General features: G+C 68.5%; 15 protein-coding genes. 12 read left to right on the top strand and 3 right to left on the bottom strand.

Features of this window, described 5'->3' with window-relative positions:
* The first annotated feature begins 9 nt into the window (after positions 1 to 9).
* The 6 genes from AB0I14_RS16245 (at position 10) to AB0I14_RS16220 (ending at position 6,909) form a co-directional block, all read left to right on the top strand.
* Positions 10 to 999 (top strand): YafY family protein, encoded by a 990-nt coding sequence (locus AB0I14_RS16245; RefSeq protein ID WP_358023172.1) that lies wholly within the window; start codon positions 10 to 12, stop codon positions 997 to 999.
* On the top strand, positions 996 to 1,985 hold the full coding sequence (locus tag AB0I14_RS16240) for a YafY family protein (protein ID WP_358023169.1): 990 nt from the start codon (positions 996 to 998) through the stop codon (positions 1,983 to 1,985). The genes AB0I14_RS16245 and AB0I14_RS16240 overlap by 4 nt, the downstream gene beginning before the upstream one ends.
* 30 nt (positions 1,986 to 2,015) lie before the next feature.
* Positions 2,016 to 2,267: a Sec-independent protein translocase subunit TatA gene (tatA, locus tag AB0I14_RS16235; RefSeq protein ID WP_166904870.1), complete on the top strand. Its 252-nt coding sequence runs from the start codon at positions 2,016 to 2,018 to the stop codon at positions 2,265 to 2,267.
* Between the two features lie 76 nt (positions 2,268 to 2,343).
* Positions 2,344 to 3,300, top strand: coding sequence for a twin-arginine translocase subunit TatC (tatC, locus tag AB0I14_RS16230; RefSeq protein WP_358023166.1), 957 nt, complete (start codon positions 2,344 to 2,346; stop codon positions 3,298 to 3,300).
* Positions 3,290 to 6,040 (top strand): RNA helicase, encoded by a 2,751-nt coding sequence (locus AB0I14_RS16225; protein WP_358023163.1) that lies wholly within the window; start codon positions 3,290 to 3,292, stop codon positions 6,038 to 6,040. Before tatC ends, AB0I14_RS16225 begins: the two co-directional genes overlap by 11 nt.
* 38 nt (positions 6,041 to 6,078) lie before the next feature.
* A complete protein-coding gene (locus AB0I14_RS16220; RefSeq protein ID WP_358023160.1) occupies positions 6,079 to 6,909 on the top strand; it encodes a DUF4333 domain-containing protein in 831 nt (276 codons plus the stop codon).
* Positions 6,910 to 6,995: 86 nt separating this feature from the next.
* Here the strand turns inward: AB0I14_RS16220 and AB0I14_RS16215 are convergent, their stop codons facing one another.
* Positions 6,996 to 7,955 (bottom strand): 5'-3' exonuclease, encoded by a 960-nt coding sequence (locus AB0I14_RS16215; RefSeq protein WP_358023157.1) that lies wholly within the window; start codon positions 7,953 to 7,955, stop codon positions 6,996 to 6,998.
* The gene (locus tag AB0I14_RS16210; protein ID WP_358023155.1) at positions 7,952 to 8,803 is read right to left on the bottom strand and encodes a hypothetical protein; all 852 of its coding nucleotides are present in this window, start codon (positions 8,801 to 8,803) and stop codon (positions 7,952 to 7,954) included. Before AB0I14_RS16210 ends, AB0I14_RS16215 begins: the two co-directional genes overlap by 4 nt.
* Positions 8,804 to 8,825: 22 nt before the next feature.
* Here AB0I14_RS16210 and AB0I14_RS16205 point away from each other — a divergent pair, with 22 nt between their 5' ends.
* Together AB0I14_RS16205 and AB0I14_RS16200 are read left to right on the top strand one after the other, a co-directional pair.
* The gene (locus AB0I14_RS16205) at positions 8,826 to 9,221 is read left to right on the top strand and encodes a VOC family protein (RefSeq protein WP_358023152.1); all 396 of its coding nucleotides are present in this window, start codon (positions 8,826 to 8,828) and stop codon (positions 9,219 to 9,221) included.
* A 10-nt stretch (positions 9,222 to 9,231) separates the two neighbouring features.
* Entirely contained in the window at positions 9,232 to 10,383 is a 1,152-nt protein-coding gene (locus AB0I14_RS16200; protein WP_358023149.1) for a Xaa-Pro peptidase family protein, read from the top strand.
* 7 nt (positions 10,384 to 10,390) lie between these two features.
* Here AB0I14_RS16200 and AB0I14_RS16195 read toward each other — a convergent pair whose 3' ends face one another.
* Entirely contained in the window at positions 10,391 to 10,816 is a 426-nt protein-coding gene (locus tag AB0I14_RS16195) for a F420-dependent biliverdin reductase (protein WP_358023146.1), read from the bottom strand.
* A 35-nt stretch (positions 10,817 to 10,851) separates the two neighbouring features.
* Between AB0I14_RS16195 and AB0I14_RS16190 the strand changes: the two genes are divergently transcribed.
* Genes AB0I14_RS16190 through AB0I14_RS16175 form a run of 4 tightly spaced genes read left to right on the top strand, consistent with a single transcriptional unit; the run spans position 10,852 to position 14,312 of the window.
* Positions 10,852 to 11,610: an SDR family NAD(P)-dependent oxidoreductase gene (locus AB0I14_RS16190; protein ID WP_358023143.1), complete on the top strand. Its 759-nt coding sequence runs from the start codon at positions 10,852 to 10,854 to the stop codon at positions 11,608 to 11,610.
* 43 nt (positions 11,611 to 11,653) lie between these two features.
* A complete protein-coding gene (gene cbiE, locus AB0I14_RS16185) occupies positions 11,654 to 12,829 on the top strand; it encodes a precorrin-6y C5,15-methyltransferase (decarboxylating) subunit CbiE (protein ID WP_358024334.1) in 1,176 nt (391 codons plus the stop codon).
* On the top strand, positions 12,826 to 13,581 hold the full coding sequence (gene cobM / locus AB0I14_RS16180; protein ID WP_358024331.1) for a precorrin-4 C(11)-methyltransferase: 756 nt from the start codon (positions 12,826 to 12,828) through the stop codon (positions 13,579 to 13,581). The genes cbiE and cobM overlap by 4 nt, the downstream gene beginning before the upstream one ends.
* A complete protein-coding gene (locus AB0I14_RS16175) occupies positions 13,581 to 14,312 on the top strand; it encodes a cobalt-precorrin-6A reductase (RefSeq protein ID WP_358023140.1) in 732 nt (243 codons plus the stop codon). Before cobM ends, AB0I14_RS16175 begins: the two co-directional genes overlap by 1 nt.
* The last annotated feature ends 8 nt before the right edge of the window (positions 14,313 to 14,320 follow it).

Raw genomic sequence — 14,320 nt, 5'->3', positions numbered from 1 at the left:
TTTCATCTCGTGGCGGTATCCAAAGTCGAGCGGTTGATAAATCTTGTCATCGCGTTGTTGTCCAGCGATCGGTTCCTGCCGGCCGACAAGATCCGCAACATCGTCCAGGGCTATGAGGACAGTCCCACCGATGAGGCGTTCTCCCGGATGTTCGAGCGCGACAAGAACGAACTGCGCGACCTCGGAATCCCGTTGGAGACCGGGCGGGTTTCCAAGTTCGACCCGACCGAGGGCTACCGCATCAACCGTGAGGCGTATGCGCTGCCCGCGGTCCAGTTGACGGGCGATGAGGCGGCGGCGGTCGCGGTGGCCACTCAGTTGTGGCAGTCGCCCGAGTTGATCACTGCCACGCAGGGGGCACTCCTGAAGCTGCGTGCCGCGGGCGTGGACGTCGATGCCGACGGGGCCGGTGTCGCCATCGCGTCGACTGCGACGCTGCCCGGGTTGCGCGGTTCTGAAGAGGTGTTGCGAATCCTGTTGTCGGCGATCGATTCCGGGCATGTGGTGCGGTTCCGGCACCGCGCCTCGCGCAATGCCGAGCACACCAGCCGCAACGTCGAGCCCTGGGGCGTCGTCACCCATCGTGGCCGGTGGTATCTGGTCGGACATGACCTTGACCGCGACGACACCCGGACCTTTCGTCTTTCACGCATCGATCCCGACGTGAGCACGGTTGGGCCGGCCGGCGCGGTGGCCAAGCCCGAAGAGGTTAATCTGCGTGACATCGTGGCCCGTGCGGTGGCCGAACTACCGACCGGTGAACAGGCCAGGGTGTGGATCGCCGGCGGGCGCGCCACCGCGCTGCGCCGCCAGGCGATCGAGACCGTGCCGCGCACGCTGGGCGGGCGCGCCGGGGAGGAGATCACCGTCGACATCGGAATGTTGGACCGGCTGGCCCGTGAGATCGCCGGCTACGGTGTCGACGCCGTAGCGCTGGAACCACAGTCATTGCGCGACGACGTGGTGAGCCGGTTGCGGGCACAGGCAGAGCGGTCATGAGTCAGGTTTCCACCCGGTTGGTCCGGATGCTCAACATGGTGCCGTATTTCCAGGCCAACCCGAAGGTCACGCGTTCGGCGGCTGCGGCCGCCCTGGGGGTGACGGCCAAGCAGCTCGACGACGATCTGCGGCAGCTGTGGATGTGCGGGCTTCCGGGGTACAGTCCCGGCGATCTCATCGACTTCGACTTCGAAGGGGACACAGTCGAAGTCACCTTCAGCGCCGGTGTCGATCGCCCGTTGCGCCTGACGTCGACGGAGGCCACCGGCATCCTGGTGGCCCTGCGTTCGCTCGTCGACGTGCCCGGGATGGTCGATCCCGAGGCCGCTCGCAGCGCCATCGCCAAGATCGAATCGGCAGCGGGCAGCCAACGCGCCGGTGTCGAGGACAGCGTGCCCCAGGAAACCGGGGCGGCCGCGGCGGTACGGGCTGCCGTGCGTGACGCTCGTGCACTGACCTTGGAGTACTACTCGGCGTCACGTGATTCGCTGACCACGCGCACCGTGGACCCGATCCGCGTCGTGCTGATCGGCGACAACAGCTATCTGGAGGCGTGGTGTCGCAGCGCCGAGGCGGTCCGGATGTTCCGGTTCGACCGGATCGTCGCGGCAGAGCGTCTTGCCGATGCCGCTGCACCGCCGTCGCCGGCGGTGCAGGCCGGCATCGATACCTCGCTGTTCGATCCCGACACCGCGGATCCGTCATTGCCGTCGGCAACCCTGCTGATCGACCCCTCCGCGTCGTGGATGTTCGACTACTACCCGTTGCGGGTGGTCAATGAACTGCCCGACGGGGCGTGCGAGGCCGTGATGACGTACGCCTCGCTCGAGTGGATGGCGCGCTTCCTGCTCGGATTCGGTTCGGCGGTGCGCGTGTTGGCGCCACAGGATCTTGCGCAACGGGTGCAGGAATCGGCCGGAGAGGCGCTGCGTGTCTACGACGCGGTGGCGCCGCATGCTTACGACGCCGACGACGCACGCGGGTAGACTCGGCACCGACGTCTGGAGGTAACCAAATTGGGTGGTCTACAACCCTGGCACTGGATCATTGTTATCGCGGTGTTCGTGCTGCTGTTCGGTGCCAAGAAGCTGCCGGACGCCGCCCGGTCGCTCGGTAAATCGATGCGGATCTTCAAGTCGGAGATCAAGGAGATGCAGTCGGATTCTTCCGGGTCTTCGGCCGACGCGCCGCAGCCGGCGAAGCCGATCGCTTCCGAGCGGGTCGAGGCTCCCGCCCCGGAGCAGTCCCCGGACCGCCACACGGCCTGACCGGTCCGGCAATCAATCGCGGTCATCGCCCCGCGATGCCGTGTCGCGTCTACGACCAGGCCTCTAGAACACGCCCGTGACCTCCGGATTCATCAAGAAACTCGATCCCCGCCGCCGCCGTTCTCGGGTCAACCCCGACGGCACGATGTCGTTGGTCGACCACCTGCACGAGTTGCGCAACCGTCTGTTGATTGCCGTGGCCGCCGTCCTGCTGACGACGATCTTCGGCTTCCTGTGGTACACCCACGGTTTCTTCGGCCTGCACAGCCTGGGGGAATGGCTGCGCGGTCCCTACTGCGCGCTGCCCGCCTCGGCGCGCGCGACCATCGCACCGGACGGCGAGTGCCGCCTGTTGGCCACCGGCCCGTTCGACCAGTTCATGCTGCGCCTCAAGGTGGCGCTGGCGGCCGGGCTGGTGCTGGCCTGCCCGGTGTGGCTCTACCAGCTGTGGGCGTTCATCACCCCGGGCCTGTACAAGAAAGAACGCCGCTTCGCGATGGCGTTCGTCGGAGTCGGCGCCGCGTTGTTCATCACCGGCGCGATCCTGGCCTACGTGGTGCTGGCCACCGCGCTGGGCTTCCTGCTCACCGTCGGCAGCGACGTCCAGGTCACCGCGCTGTCGGGCGACCAGTACTTCGGGTTCCTGATCAACCTGCTGCTCGTGTTCGGCATCAGCTTCGAGTTCCCACTGTTGATCATCATGCTCAACCTGGTCGGCATGCTCAGCTACGAGCGGCTCAAGGCCTGGCGACGCGGACTGATCTTCGGGTTGTTCGTGTTCGCGGCGTTCGCCACCCCCGGGTCGGACCCGTTCACGATGCTGGCGCTGGCCTGCGCGCTCAGCCTGCTGCTGGAGTTCGCCATCCAGGTGGCGCGGGTCAACGACAGGCGCAAGGCCCGGCGCGAGGCACTGGAGGTGCCCGAGGACCAAGCCGCGCCGATCCCGACGGTCGAACCCGTCGAGCGGCCAGAACCCGTGACAGAACCGGTTTCGGGGCCGTCGCGGATCGGCATCGACGACGATGCCACCTGAATCAGGTGGGGAGATCGGCGGTGAGCTGACCAAGTTCACCGCCGAGTATCCGTTCGCGCTCGACGATTTCCAGCTGCGTTCCTGCCGCGCCCTGGAAGGCGGGCACGGCGTGTTGGTCTGTGCGCCCACCGGGGCGGGCAAGACCGTGGTCGGCGAGTTCGCCGTCCACCTGGCGCTGGCAGCCGGCGGAAAATGCTTCTACACCACGCCGATCAAGGCGCTGAGCAACCAGAAACACAACGATCTGGTGGCCCGCTACGGTGCGGACAAGATCGGGTTGCTGACCGGCGACCAGTCCATCAACGGCGACGCCGACATCGTGGTGATGACCACCGAAGTGCTGCGCAACATGCTGTATGCGAATTCACCTGCACTGCACGGGCTTTCCTACGTTGTGATGGACGAGGTGCACTTCCTGGCCGACCGGATGCGCGGTGCGGTGTGGGAGGAGGTGATCCTGCACCTGCCCGAGGAAGTGCTGCTGGTCAGCCTGTCCGCCACAGTCAGCAATGCCGAGGAGTTCGGTGGCTGGATCCAGACCGTCCGCGGCGACACCACCGTCGTCGTCGACGAACACCGGCCAGTGCCGCTGTCGCAGCACATGCTGGTCGGGCGGCGGTTGTTCGACCTGTTCGAGGGCACCAACAGCACCCTCGTGGACCCGGAGCTGTTGCGCCACATCAGCCATCGGCGTGAGGCCGACCGGCTGAATGACTGGCAACCACGCGGCCGGGGCCGGGGCGGCGGACGCCCGCAGCTGTACCGGCCGCCCAGCCGGCCCGACGTCATCGCGACCCTGGATGCCGCTGGGCTGCTGCCCGCGATCACCTTCGTGTTCTCGCGGGCCGGATGCGACGCTGCGGTCCAGCAGTGCCTGCGTGCGCCACTGCGGCTGACCACCGACGAGGAACGCGGCCGGATCGCGGAGATCGTCGACCGGCGCTGCGCCGACCTGGCCGAGTCCGACCTGATCGTGCTCGATTACCACCAATGGCGGGAAGGCCTGCTGCGTGGGCTCGCCGCCCACCACGCCGGCATGCTGCCGGTGTTCCGGCACACCGTGGAGGAACTGTTCACCGCGGGCCTGGTCAAAGCGGTGTTCGCCACCGAAACCCTGGCGCTGGGCATCAACATGCCCGCCCGCACCGTGGTGCTCGAGCGTCTGGTGAAGTTCAACGGCGAACAGCACGTTCCGTTGACGCCGGGGGAGTACACCCAGCTGACCGGGCGGGCCGGGCGCCGCGGCATCGACGTCGAGGGTCATGCCGTGGTGCTGTGGCGGCCCGACGACAGTAACGCCGAACCGGCCGAGGTCGCCGGCCTGGCTTCGACCCGAACGTTCCCGTTACGCAGCTCATTCGCGCCGAGCTACAACATGACGATCAACCTCGTGCAGCAGATGGGGCCTGAGCAGGCCCACAAACTGCTCGAGCGTTCCTTCGCCCAGTACCAGGCGGACCGGTCGGTGGTCGGGCTGGTGCGCGGGATCGCCCGCGGTGAGCGGATGATGGGCGAGCTGGCGGCCGAACTCGGCGGTACAGACGCGCCGATCCTCGACTACGTCCGGTTGCGGGCCAAGATCGGTGAACGCGAGCGTGCGCAGTCGCGGGCATCGCGCCTGCAGCGACGCAAGGCTGCCACCGATGCGTTGTCCGCGTTGCGCCGCGGCGACATCATCACGATCACGCAGGGGCGCCGCGGCGGACTGGCGGTTGTGCTGGAGCCTGCCCTACGCGACAGCGACGACCCGAGACCGCTCGTGTTGACCGAACATCGTTGGGCCGGCCGGATTTCGTCCGCCGACTACTCGGGTGCCTCGGCGCCGCTGGGAGCGATGACGCTACCCAAGCGGGTGGAGCACCGGCAGCCGCGCGTACGCCGGGACCTGGCGTCGGCGTTGCTTTCAGCCGCGGCCGAACTGTCGTTGCCCTCGGTGCGGTCGGGCCGGCGCACCGGCGCCCCGGAACGTGACGTCGACCCCGAACTCGCCGGCCTGCGTGACGAAGTGCGTGATCATCCGGCACATCAACTGCCGGATCGTGACTCGCAGGCCCGGATCGCCGAACGCTATCTGCGCATCGAACGTGACAATGCCCAGATCCAGCAGAAGGTGAACGCGGCGACGAACTCACTGGCCCGCACCTTCGACCGGATCGTGTCGCTGCTCAGCGAACGTGGGTTCATCGAGGCCGACTCGGGAGAACCACGCGTCACCGATGCCGGCCGACTCCTGGCCCGCATCTACAGCGAGAGCGATCTGCTGGTGGCCGAATGCCTGCGTGCCGGTCTGTGGCAAGGCCTGCAGGCGGCCGAACTGGCCGCGGTGGTCTCGGCCGTGTTGTTCGAGTCGCGCGGGGACTCTGCAGGCGGTGTGCTGGGAGTCGACGTTCCCACCGCGGGCCTGCGCCGCGCGCTGGCCCAGACCCGGCGGATGTCGGTGGACCTGCGCGGCGACGAGCAGCGGCACCGGCTGGCCCCGAGTCGCGAACCCGACGAAGGTTTCGTCACCGCCGTCTACCGCTGGGCCACCGCCGGTGACCTGGCCGCCGCCCTGGCCGCCTCTGATGTGACCGGGTCGGGTTCGGCGCTCTCGGCGGGCGATTTCGTGCGGTGGTGCCGCCAGGTGCTCGATCTGCTCGACCAAGTCCGTAATGCCGCGCCGCAATCCGCCCTGCGCAATACCGCGAAACGCGCTGTCAACGATGTTCGGCGCGGCGTTGTTGCTGTTGATGCGGGGTAGGGTGTCTGAGGCGACACCGAACAGGATCAAGGAGAACCATGAGCGGACCGCAGGGATCTGACCAGGGACAACAGTGGCCCGGTCAGCAGCCCGAGCCCGGGGCGGACCAGGCGTCGGGCGCCGAGGCATGGCAGCCGCCGACCCCCGCTTCCGAGGACGCCACGACCAACACTCCGGCCTGGCAGCCTCCGGCGTACACGCCGCAGCAGTACCCCTCGTACCAGCCGCAGCCGCAGGGAGTTCAGCAGCCGGATTATTCGCAGCCGCAGCAGCCCCAGCAACCGCCGCAACCGCAGTACCCCGGGCCTGAGCAGTACGGCCAGCAGGCGTACCCGCAGCCCGGCCAGCAGCCCCAGTACGGCCAGGTGCCCGGTTACGGGCAGCAGCCCCAGTACGGCCAGCCGGGTCAGCCCGGACAACCGGGCCAGCCGGGTCAGTACGGTCAGCCGGGGCAATTCGGTCAACCGGGCCAGTACGGCGCTCCCGGCCAGTTCGGTCAGTACGGCATTCCGGGCGCCGACCAGGGCTCCAAGGCTTCACTCGGGGTGATCGGCGCCGTTGTCGGCGGCGTGGTGGCGCTGTTGCTGATCATCCTCGCGGTGACCGCATTCTGGCTGCCCGGCTGGGCGGTCACGACCAAGCTCGACATCAACAAGGCCCAGAGCGGCGTCGAGCAGATCCTGACCGACAAGACCAACGGCTACGGCGCCACCAAGGTCACCGGCGTCAAGTGCAACGACGGCGAAAACCCGAAGGTCGAGAAGGATGCGACCTTCGACTGCGAGGTCACCATCGACGGCACCAAGCGCAAGGTGACCGTGACGTTCAAGGACGACAAGGGCACCTACGAGGTCGGTCGGCCCAAGTAGCCCGTACCGGTTGCCGCTGTCTACGCCAGGGTCGCTGCACTACGCCGCGGACGACCCAGGTGTAGAAAGCGCGGAGTGGGCGCGAACTAGCCGGGCAGTCGGTCCAGGGCCGTCTGCAATCGACCGATCGACGAGGTCACCCCGTATGCCGCGGCCAGTTCGGCGACCCGCACCGGGTCGTTGGCGGCCAGCGGCAGCTCATCGGTTGTGTTGGACAGGCGCACCGGGGCGTCGACGGCCACCCGCACCACCGGTTCGGCCGCGGCCATGTAGTCGACGGCGGCAAGCAGTTTGGCCCGATGTGCTTTGGACAGTGAAGATTTCGGGTCCAGGGCGGCTTCCTGGATACCCTCCAGCGAGCCGTGGCGGGCCAACAGCGTCGCGGCCGTCTTCTCGCCGATCCCGGCAACGCCGGGCAGACCGTCGGACGGATCGCCCCGCAGTAGGGCCAGCTCCGCGTACGCCGGTCCGGCCCGGTCGATCGGAACCCCGTACTGCTCGGCGACTTCCTGCGGGCCGAACTTCGTCGCCTTGGCCAGCCCGCGGCCGATGTAGAGCACCCGCACGGCAGGCGCCGGCTCGTCACGCACGAGTTGCAGCAGGTCACGATCGCCGCTGACCACCACCACCGGATCATGCTGCTCGCGCGTGGCCAGCGTGCCGAGCACGTCGTCGGCTTCGAACCCGGGCGCCCCGGCGGTCGCGATGCCGAACGCGTCGAGCAGATCCATGATCATGTCGACCTGCGGGGTGAGATCGTCGGGAACCTCTTCGACGTCAGGGGTTCCAACGGGCTGGGGCTCATCTACCCGGTGCGCCTTGTACGACGGCACCAGATCGACGCGCCATTGCGGCCGCCAGTCGTCGTCGCGGCAGACCACCAGCCGGCGTGGTCGCTCCCGGGTGACCAGGGTGGCGATGGAGTCGAAGAACCCGCGTACCGCGTTCACCGGCCGGCCATCGGGCGCCTTGATCGACGATGGCACACCGAAATACGACCGGAACCACATGCTGGCGCCGTCGAGCAGCAGAACAGGGTCGCTCATTGGATCCTCCCGAAGACATATGACGCGGCGGTGACAGCCTTGCCGTCGGCACCCTCGTCGTGCAGGGTGGCCCTGACCGCAATGGTGCCGCCCGCGCCGGACAGTACCTGGGTGTCGACCCGGAACGGGCCGGCCTTGCCGCGCGCCAGGAACATCACGTGCGACGAAAGGCCTTGTAGCGCATCGGTACCTGCAGCCTCCGCTGCGCTCGCTGAGGCGGCCGTCTCCAGGATCACGAACTGCGGACCGATGTGCAGTGCGGCGTCCCGTGAGGCCACCTCGACCGCGAGTTCCGGCAACGCCCAGTGTCCGTCGGGCCGCTCGCTCCCACCGAACACCTGCCACAGCGGCGGCAGATCCGGACCGTCGACGATGCCGATCGGGTCGACCGGCATCCTCTCCAGGCCCTGCGGTGGCGTGCCGATCGAGATGCCCTGTCCCTCGGTGAGCGCGATGACGCGGTCCGGATGGTCGGCGTCGACGATCACCGACCGGCTGTAGGCCAGTTGCCTGCCCTGTTTGAGCACCTCGGTGTCCACCCGGATGCGCTTCACATCGCGCGCCGGGTCCAGGACCTGACAGGAATGGATCACCGGGTTGGGTACAGCCTCCCGATCGCTCACCCCGCCGCTGTCGGGTGAGGAGATGCCCAGCACCGCGAGCAACAGGCCGCCCGTCGAATTGCGCATGTCGCGGCGCAAGGTCACCGTGTCGTCGACCGGACCCAGGTCCATCGAGGAATAGGAGCGCCCGAGGTACCGGTAACTCAGCAGGCCGCCCCAGCGCCTGCGCAGCTCGGCGGCATACGCCTCGGGGTCGTCGGTGAGATCGCGGATATCACGCAACATTCCAGCGACAGTAGCGTGAGGTATGACCTTCACCGTCAACCGTATTGACCATGTCGTGGTGAACTGCCGGGACAGCGACGCCACCGTCGCGTTTTACGTGCGGGTGCTGGGCATGCGCAGGGAGGTGTTCGGCGATGGCCGTATCGCGTTGGTGTTCGGTGATCAGAAGCTCAACGTGCGGCCGACCGGTTCGGCCAACTGGGTGACCGGCGCCGTCGACGCACCAGGTTCACTGGATCTGTGCTTCATCGCAGACGTCGGACCGGGGGCCGTTGGTGAGCATCTGAGAGCGTGTGGGGTCGAGATCACCGAGGGCCCGGTTCCCAAGACCGGCGCATTGGGGCCGATGACCTCACACTATTGCCGCGACCCCGACGGCAACCTGATCGAGATCGCCAGTTATCTGCCGCACCACTAGCCTCGATGCCATGACGGTCAGCCGATTCAGCACCGATGTCTACGCCCAGCGCCTTTCGGCGGCCGCCTCAGCTGCAGCAGACGCCGGTCTGGCCGGCCTGGTCATCACCCCCGGCTATGACCTGCGGTACCTGGTCGGCTCACGGGCACAGACCTTCGAGCGGCTGACGGCGCTGGTGCTGCCGGCCACGGGGGACCCGACCATCATGGTGCCACGCCTGGAGCTGGCCGCGTTGCGCGAGTCGGCGGTCACCGAACTCGGTGTGACGGTGCGTGATTGGGTTGACGGTCAGAACCCGTACCAGATGGTCGCCGACGCGATCGGTGGGCCGGGCGCTGGGCAATCTGGACGGCCCGCCGTCGCCGTGGCGGTCACCGACTCCATGCCCGCCCTGCACCTGCTGCCGCTGGCCGACCTGCTCGGCGTGGTCCCGGTGTTGGCCACCGACGTGTTGCGGCGGCTACGGATGATCAAGGATCCCGCCGAGATCGACGCGTTGCGCAAGGCCGGTGCGGCCATCGACCGGGTGCACGCGCGGGTTCCGGAGTTCCTGGTGCCCGGCCGCACCGAGGCCGACGTGGCCGCCGACATTGCCGAAGCGATTGTCGCCGAAGGACATTCAGAGGCGGCGTTCATCATCGTCGGATCCGGCCCCAACGGCGCCGACCCGCACCACGAATGCTCGGAGCGTGAGCTGAGCGCCGGTGACATCGTCGTCGTCGACATCGGCGGCCCGTACGACCCCGGCTACAACTCCGACTCCACCCGCACCTACTCCATCGGTGAGCCGGATCCGGAGGTGGCGCGCCGCTACGCGGTACTGCAGCGGGCTCAGGCCGCGGCCGTCGCGGTGGTGCGTCCCGGGGTGACCGCCGAACAGGTCGACGCGGCCGCCCGCGACGTGCTGGCCGCCGAGGGGCTGGCCGAGGCGTTCGTACACCGCACGGGACACGGCATCGGGCTGTCGGTGCACGAGGAGCCTTACATCGTGGCCGGAAACGACCTGCCGTTGGAAGCCGGGATGGCGTTCAGCGTGGAGCCCGGGGTGTACTTCCCGGGGCAGTGGGGTGCCCGGATCGAGGACATCGTCGTGGTCACCGAGGACGGCGCAGAGTCGGTCAACAACCAACCGCACGACCTTGTGGTGGTCCCGGTGAGCTAGACCGGGCCTAGCCCTGACTGCGGTCCAGCAGCTCGGACGAGCCCAGCACGCGCTCGATCCGTACCTCGATCACCACGCGACGGGGGTTCACCCGCGGGGTGCGGTAGCGCTGGGCGTACCGCAGCTCGGCGTCGCGGACCGCGTCGGCCTCGCTGCTCACCGTGGACTTGCCCTCCAACGACAACCAGCGGGCGCCGTCGACCTGGCTGAGCACCGCGATACCACGCTCGTGCGCGTTCACCGCTTTCTGCGAGCCGCCGTTGGTGATGACCCGCGCGATGTGCGTCTTCGGATCGAAGGTGAAACCGACCGCCACGACGTGCGGGGAATTGTCCGAGCGCAACGTGGTGAGCATCGCCAGGTGACGTTCGGTGAGAAACGCGAGCGCCTCGCTGGTGAGCTTGGTGGTTGCCTTGCCACGAGGTGTAGCCATCGGGGTCCACGCTAGCGCAGGACATAATCGCTGCCATGGATGACACGGCTGGCACGGATCCCCGTGTCGTGGTGATTTTCGGCGGCCGCAGCGAGATCGGTGTCGAACTCGCGGCACGGCTCGCCGCCGGCGCGGTCGTGGTGCTGGTCGCACGCCGTGCCGATCAACTCGACGAGCAGGTCGCCGCAGTGCGGGCGGCCGGTGCCGCTGCGGTGCACACCCTGGAGTTCGACGCCGACGACGTCGCTGGGCATGCCCGTCTGGTCGAGGCGATCGAAGCGGGCCACGGACCGATCGACACGGCGGTGCTGGCCTTTGGGGTGCTGGGGGATCAGGACCGCGCCGAGGCCGACCCGGCTCACGCTGTGGCCGTCGTGCACACCGACTACGTGGCCCAGGTCAGCCTGCTGACCGTGCTGGCGCAGCGCATGCGCGCCGCCGGCCGGGGCCGGCTGGTGGTGTTCTCCTCGATCGCCGGAGCACGGGCCCGGCGCGCCAACTACGTCTACGGTTCGGCCAAAGCCGGGCTCGACTCGTTCGCCTCCGGCCTGACCGATGCCCTGCACGGAACCGACGTGCAGCTGCTGATCGTCAGGCCCGGTTTTGTGATCGGCCGCATGACCGAGGGCATGGAGCCGGCGCCGTTCTCCAGCACGCCGGCGCAGGTGGCCGACGCCACGGCCAAGGCGCTGAGCCGAGGTAAACGTGCGGTGTGGGTGCCGTGGGTGATCCGGCCGATGATCAACGCGGCGCGGTTTGTGCCGCGGCCGATCTGGCGCAGGTTGCCCCGATGAGCGCTTGCGCGAAGAGAAAGAGGCACCGCTGGTGACGAGCGCGATGATCACCGTGGTCGGCATCGGGGCCGACGGAATGGCCGGTTTGTCGCGCACCTCGCGTGACGAGTTGGCGTGCGCCACCGTGGTGTACGGCTCACCGAGGCAACTCGAACTGCTCGACGACAGCGTGACGTCGGACCGTCGGGAATGGCCGTCACCGATGCTGCCGGCCCTGCCGGCTCTGTTCGATGAGGCGGGCGATGTGCACGTGGTGGCGAGCGGCGATCCGCTGCTGCACGGCATCGGCGCGACGCTGATCCGGTTGTTCGGCACGCAGCGGGTCCGGGTGCTGCCGCACGTGTCGAGCGTGACGCTGGCCTGCGCCCGGATGGGGTGGACGGTGCCCGACACCGAGGTGATCAGTCTCGTCACCGCCGCACCGCACACCGCGGTGCGCCGCGGCGGGCGGGCGATCGTATTGTCCCGCGACGCGCAGACCCCGGCCACGCTGGCGCGTTTGTTGAGCGAATCCGGCCGGGGTGATTCGGAATTGACCGTCCTGGAGCAATTGGGCGGTCCGGGGGAGCGCCGTCACGACGGCAGCGCCCAGGAGTGGGCGACGGCACCGCCGGCCGGAATCGACGACCTCAACGTGCTGGCAGTGGCCTACCGACCCGACGAGCGCCGGGCCCAGGCGCTGCCCGACGACGTGTTCGCCCACGACGGGCAGCTCACCAAGCAGTCCATCCGGGCGGTCACCCTGGCGGCCCTGGGGCCGCGGCCCGGGGAACTGCTGTGGGATGTCGGCTCGGGTTCGGGCAGCGTCGCGATCGAATGGTCACGCAGCGCACCGGGTTGCGCGGCGGTGGCATTCGAACGCGACGAGCAGCGCCGTGAGCGGATCTTGAGCAACGTCGCGGCCTTCGGGGTTTCGGTGGACGTGCGCGGCGGCGCCCCCGAGGCTCTCGACGGCGCGCCCGATCCGGCGGTGATCTTCGTCGGCGGCGGCGTCACCCAACCCGGATTGCTGCAGGCCTGTTTCGATCGCCTGCCCGCGGGTGGGAGGCTGGTGGTCAACGCGGTCACGCTGGAATCAGAAGCAGTTGTGGCGCAATGGTATTCGGAGGAAGGCGGCGAGGTGCGGCGTTATCAGCACTACCAGGGCGGTGCGATCGGCGGTTTCACCGGCTGGCGCCCCTCGCTGCCGGTGACCCAATGGACGGTGGTCAAGCGATGACGGTGTACTTCATCGGTGCCGGCCCGGGTGCCGCGGACCTCATCACCGTGCGCGGCGCCAAACTGCTCGGCAGCTGCCCGGTGTGCCTGTATGCCGGGTCGATCATGCCCGAAGACCTGCTGGCGTTGTGTCCGCCAGAGGCCAAGGTGGTCGACACCGGACCGCTGAACCTGGACCAGATCATCGATGAGTTGGTCGCCGCGGATCGGGCGGGTGTGGACGTGGCACGGCTGCATTCCGGCGATCCGTCGATCTACAGCGCGCTGGCCGAACAGTGCCGCAGACTCGATGAGCTGGAGGTCGGGTACGAGATCGTGCCGGGCGTACCGGCATTCGCCGCAGTGGCCGCCGCTCTGGGCCGCGAGCTCACCGTCCCCGGCGTCGCCCAGACCGTCACCTTGAGCCGGGTGGCCACCCTGTCCACGGCGATGCCCGAGGGTGAGGACCTCCGCACCCTGTCGGCCCCGGGAGCGACGTTGGTGCTGCACCTGGCCGCCGCCCAGATCGACCACATCGTCCCGCAGCTCGTCGACGGTGGTTACCGGCCCGAAACCCCCTGCGCCGTCGTCGCATTCGCCAGCTGGCCGCAGGAGATCGTGTTGCGCGGCACGCTCACCGACATCGCCGAGAAGATGCATGCCGCCGCGGTAACCAAGACCGCGGTGATCGTCGTCGGCGATGTCCTTGCCGCCGAGGGGTTTTCCGACAGCTACCTGTACTCGTCGGATCGGCGTCGCGGAGCCACCCACTGATGAAGGTCCTGCTGCTCGGCGGCACCGGTGAGGCGCGCGCCCTGGCCGCCGCTCTGCATCCCGAGGTCGAGGTGATCAGCTCACTGGCCGGGCGGGTACCGGACCCCGCCCTTCCGGTCGGCCCGGTACGCATCGGCGGGTTCGGCGGGGTGGACGGTATGCGCCAGTGGCTGCAGGATGCCGTCGTTGACTCGGTTGTTGATGCCACCCACCCCTTCGCCGCGACCATCACCGCCCACGCGGCGCAGGTGTGCGCCGAGCTCGGGGTGCCACACCTGGTGCTGGCTCGGCCGGCCTGGGCGCCGGGCGCCGCGATCGTGGTGGGATCGGACACCGAGGCCGCCGAAACCGTGACGGACAACGGCTATTCGCGGGTCTTTTTGACCACCGGCCGATCCGGCACCTGGGCGTTCAAGGGTGTCGACGCCTGGTTCCTGATCCGCGCGGTCACCGCGCCGGATCCAGACACCCTGCCTACCGATCACGAACTGCTGTTGTCACGCGGCCCGTATGACTACGACGGGGAGTTGGCCCTGCTGCGCGAGCACCGCATCGACGCGCTGGTGACCAAGAACAGTGGTGGCGCGATGACCGAGCCGAAGCTGCGTGCCGCCGAGACGGCGGGTGTGCCGGTGGTGATGGTCGACCGTCCGCCGCTGCCGCCAGGAGTGCGGACGGTTGCCACGGTCGAGGAGGCTGCGGCCTGGGTTAAGGCCAAAACCGCAGGCTGAGGCGCCCG

The organism is Mycobacterium sp. NPDC050441 (assembly GCF_040655355.1).
Taxonomy (GTDB): domain Bacteria; phylum Actinomycetota; class Actinomycetes; order Mycobacteriales; family Mycobacteriaceae; genus Mycobacterium.
The sequence above is the reverse complement of the archived record's forward strand: the minus strand, read 5'-3'. Positions and strand labels throughout refer to the sequence as shown.

Excerpts from the sequence above, each read along its gene's own strand:
- AB0I14_RS16220 (WP_358023160.1), top strand. The coding sequence starts at position 6,079 with ATGAGCGGACCGCAGGGATCTGACCAGGGACAACAGTGGCCCGGTCAG.
- AB0I14_RS16190 (WP_358023143.1), top strand. The coding sequence starts at position 10,852 with ATGGATGACACGGCTGGCACGGATCCCCGTGTCGTGGTGATTTTCGGC.
- AB0I14_RS16240 (WP_358023169.1), top strand. The coding sequence starts at position 996 with ATGAGTCAGGTTTCCACCCGGTTGGTCCGGATGCTCAACATGGTGCCG.
- cobM (WP_358024331.1), top strand. The coding sequence starts at position 12,826 with ATGACGGTGTACTTCATCGGTGCCGGCCCGGGTGCCGCGGACCTCATC.
- AB0I14_RS16225 (WP_358023163.1), top strand. The coding sequence starts at position 3,290 with ATGCCACCTGAATCAGGTGGGGAGATCGGCGGTGAGCTGACCAAGTTC.
- AB0I14_RS16210 (WP_358023155.1), bottom strand. The coding sequence starts at position 8,803 with ATGTTGCGTGATATCCGCGATCTCACCGACGACCCCGAGGCGTATGCC.
- AB0I14_RS16195 (WP_358023146.1), bottom strand. The coding sequence starts at position 10,816 with ATGGCTACACCTCGTGGCAAGGCAACCACCAAGCTCACCAGCGAGGCG.
- AB0I14_RS16200 (WP_358023149.1), top strand. The coding sequence starts at position 9,232 with ATGACGGTCAGCCGATTCAGCACCGATGTCTACGCCCAGCGCCTTTCG.
- AB0I14_RS16205 (WP_358023152.1), top strand. The coding sequence starts at position 8,826 with ATGACCTTCACCGTCAACCGTATTGACCATGTCGTGGTGAACTGCCGG.
- AB0I14_RS16215 (WP_358023157.1), bottom strand. The coding sequence starts at position 7,955 with ATGAGCGACCCTGTTCTGCTGCTCGACGGCGCCAGCATGTGGTTCCGG.
- AB0I14_RS16175 (WP_358023140.1), top strand. The coding sequence starts at position 13,581 with ATGAAGGTCCTGCTGCTCGGCGGCACCGGTGAGGCGCGCGCCCTGGCC.
- cbiE (WP_358024334.1), top strand. The coding sequence starts at position 11,654 with ATGATCACCGTGGTCGGCATCGGGGCCGACGGAATGGCCGGTTTGTCG.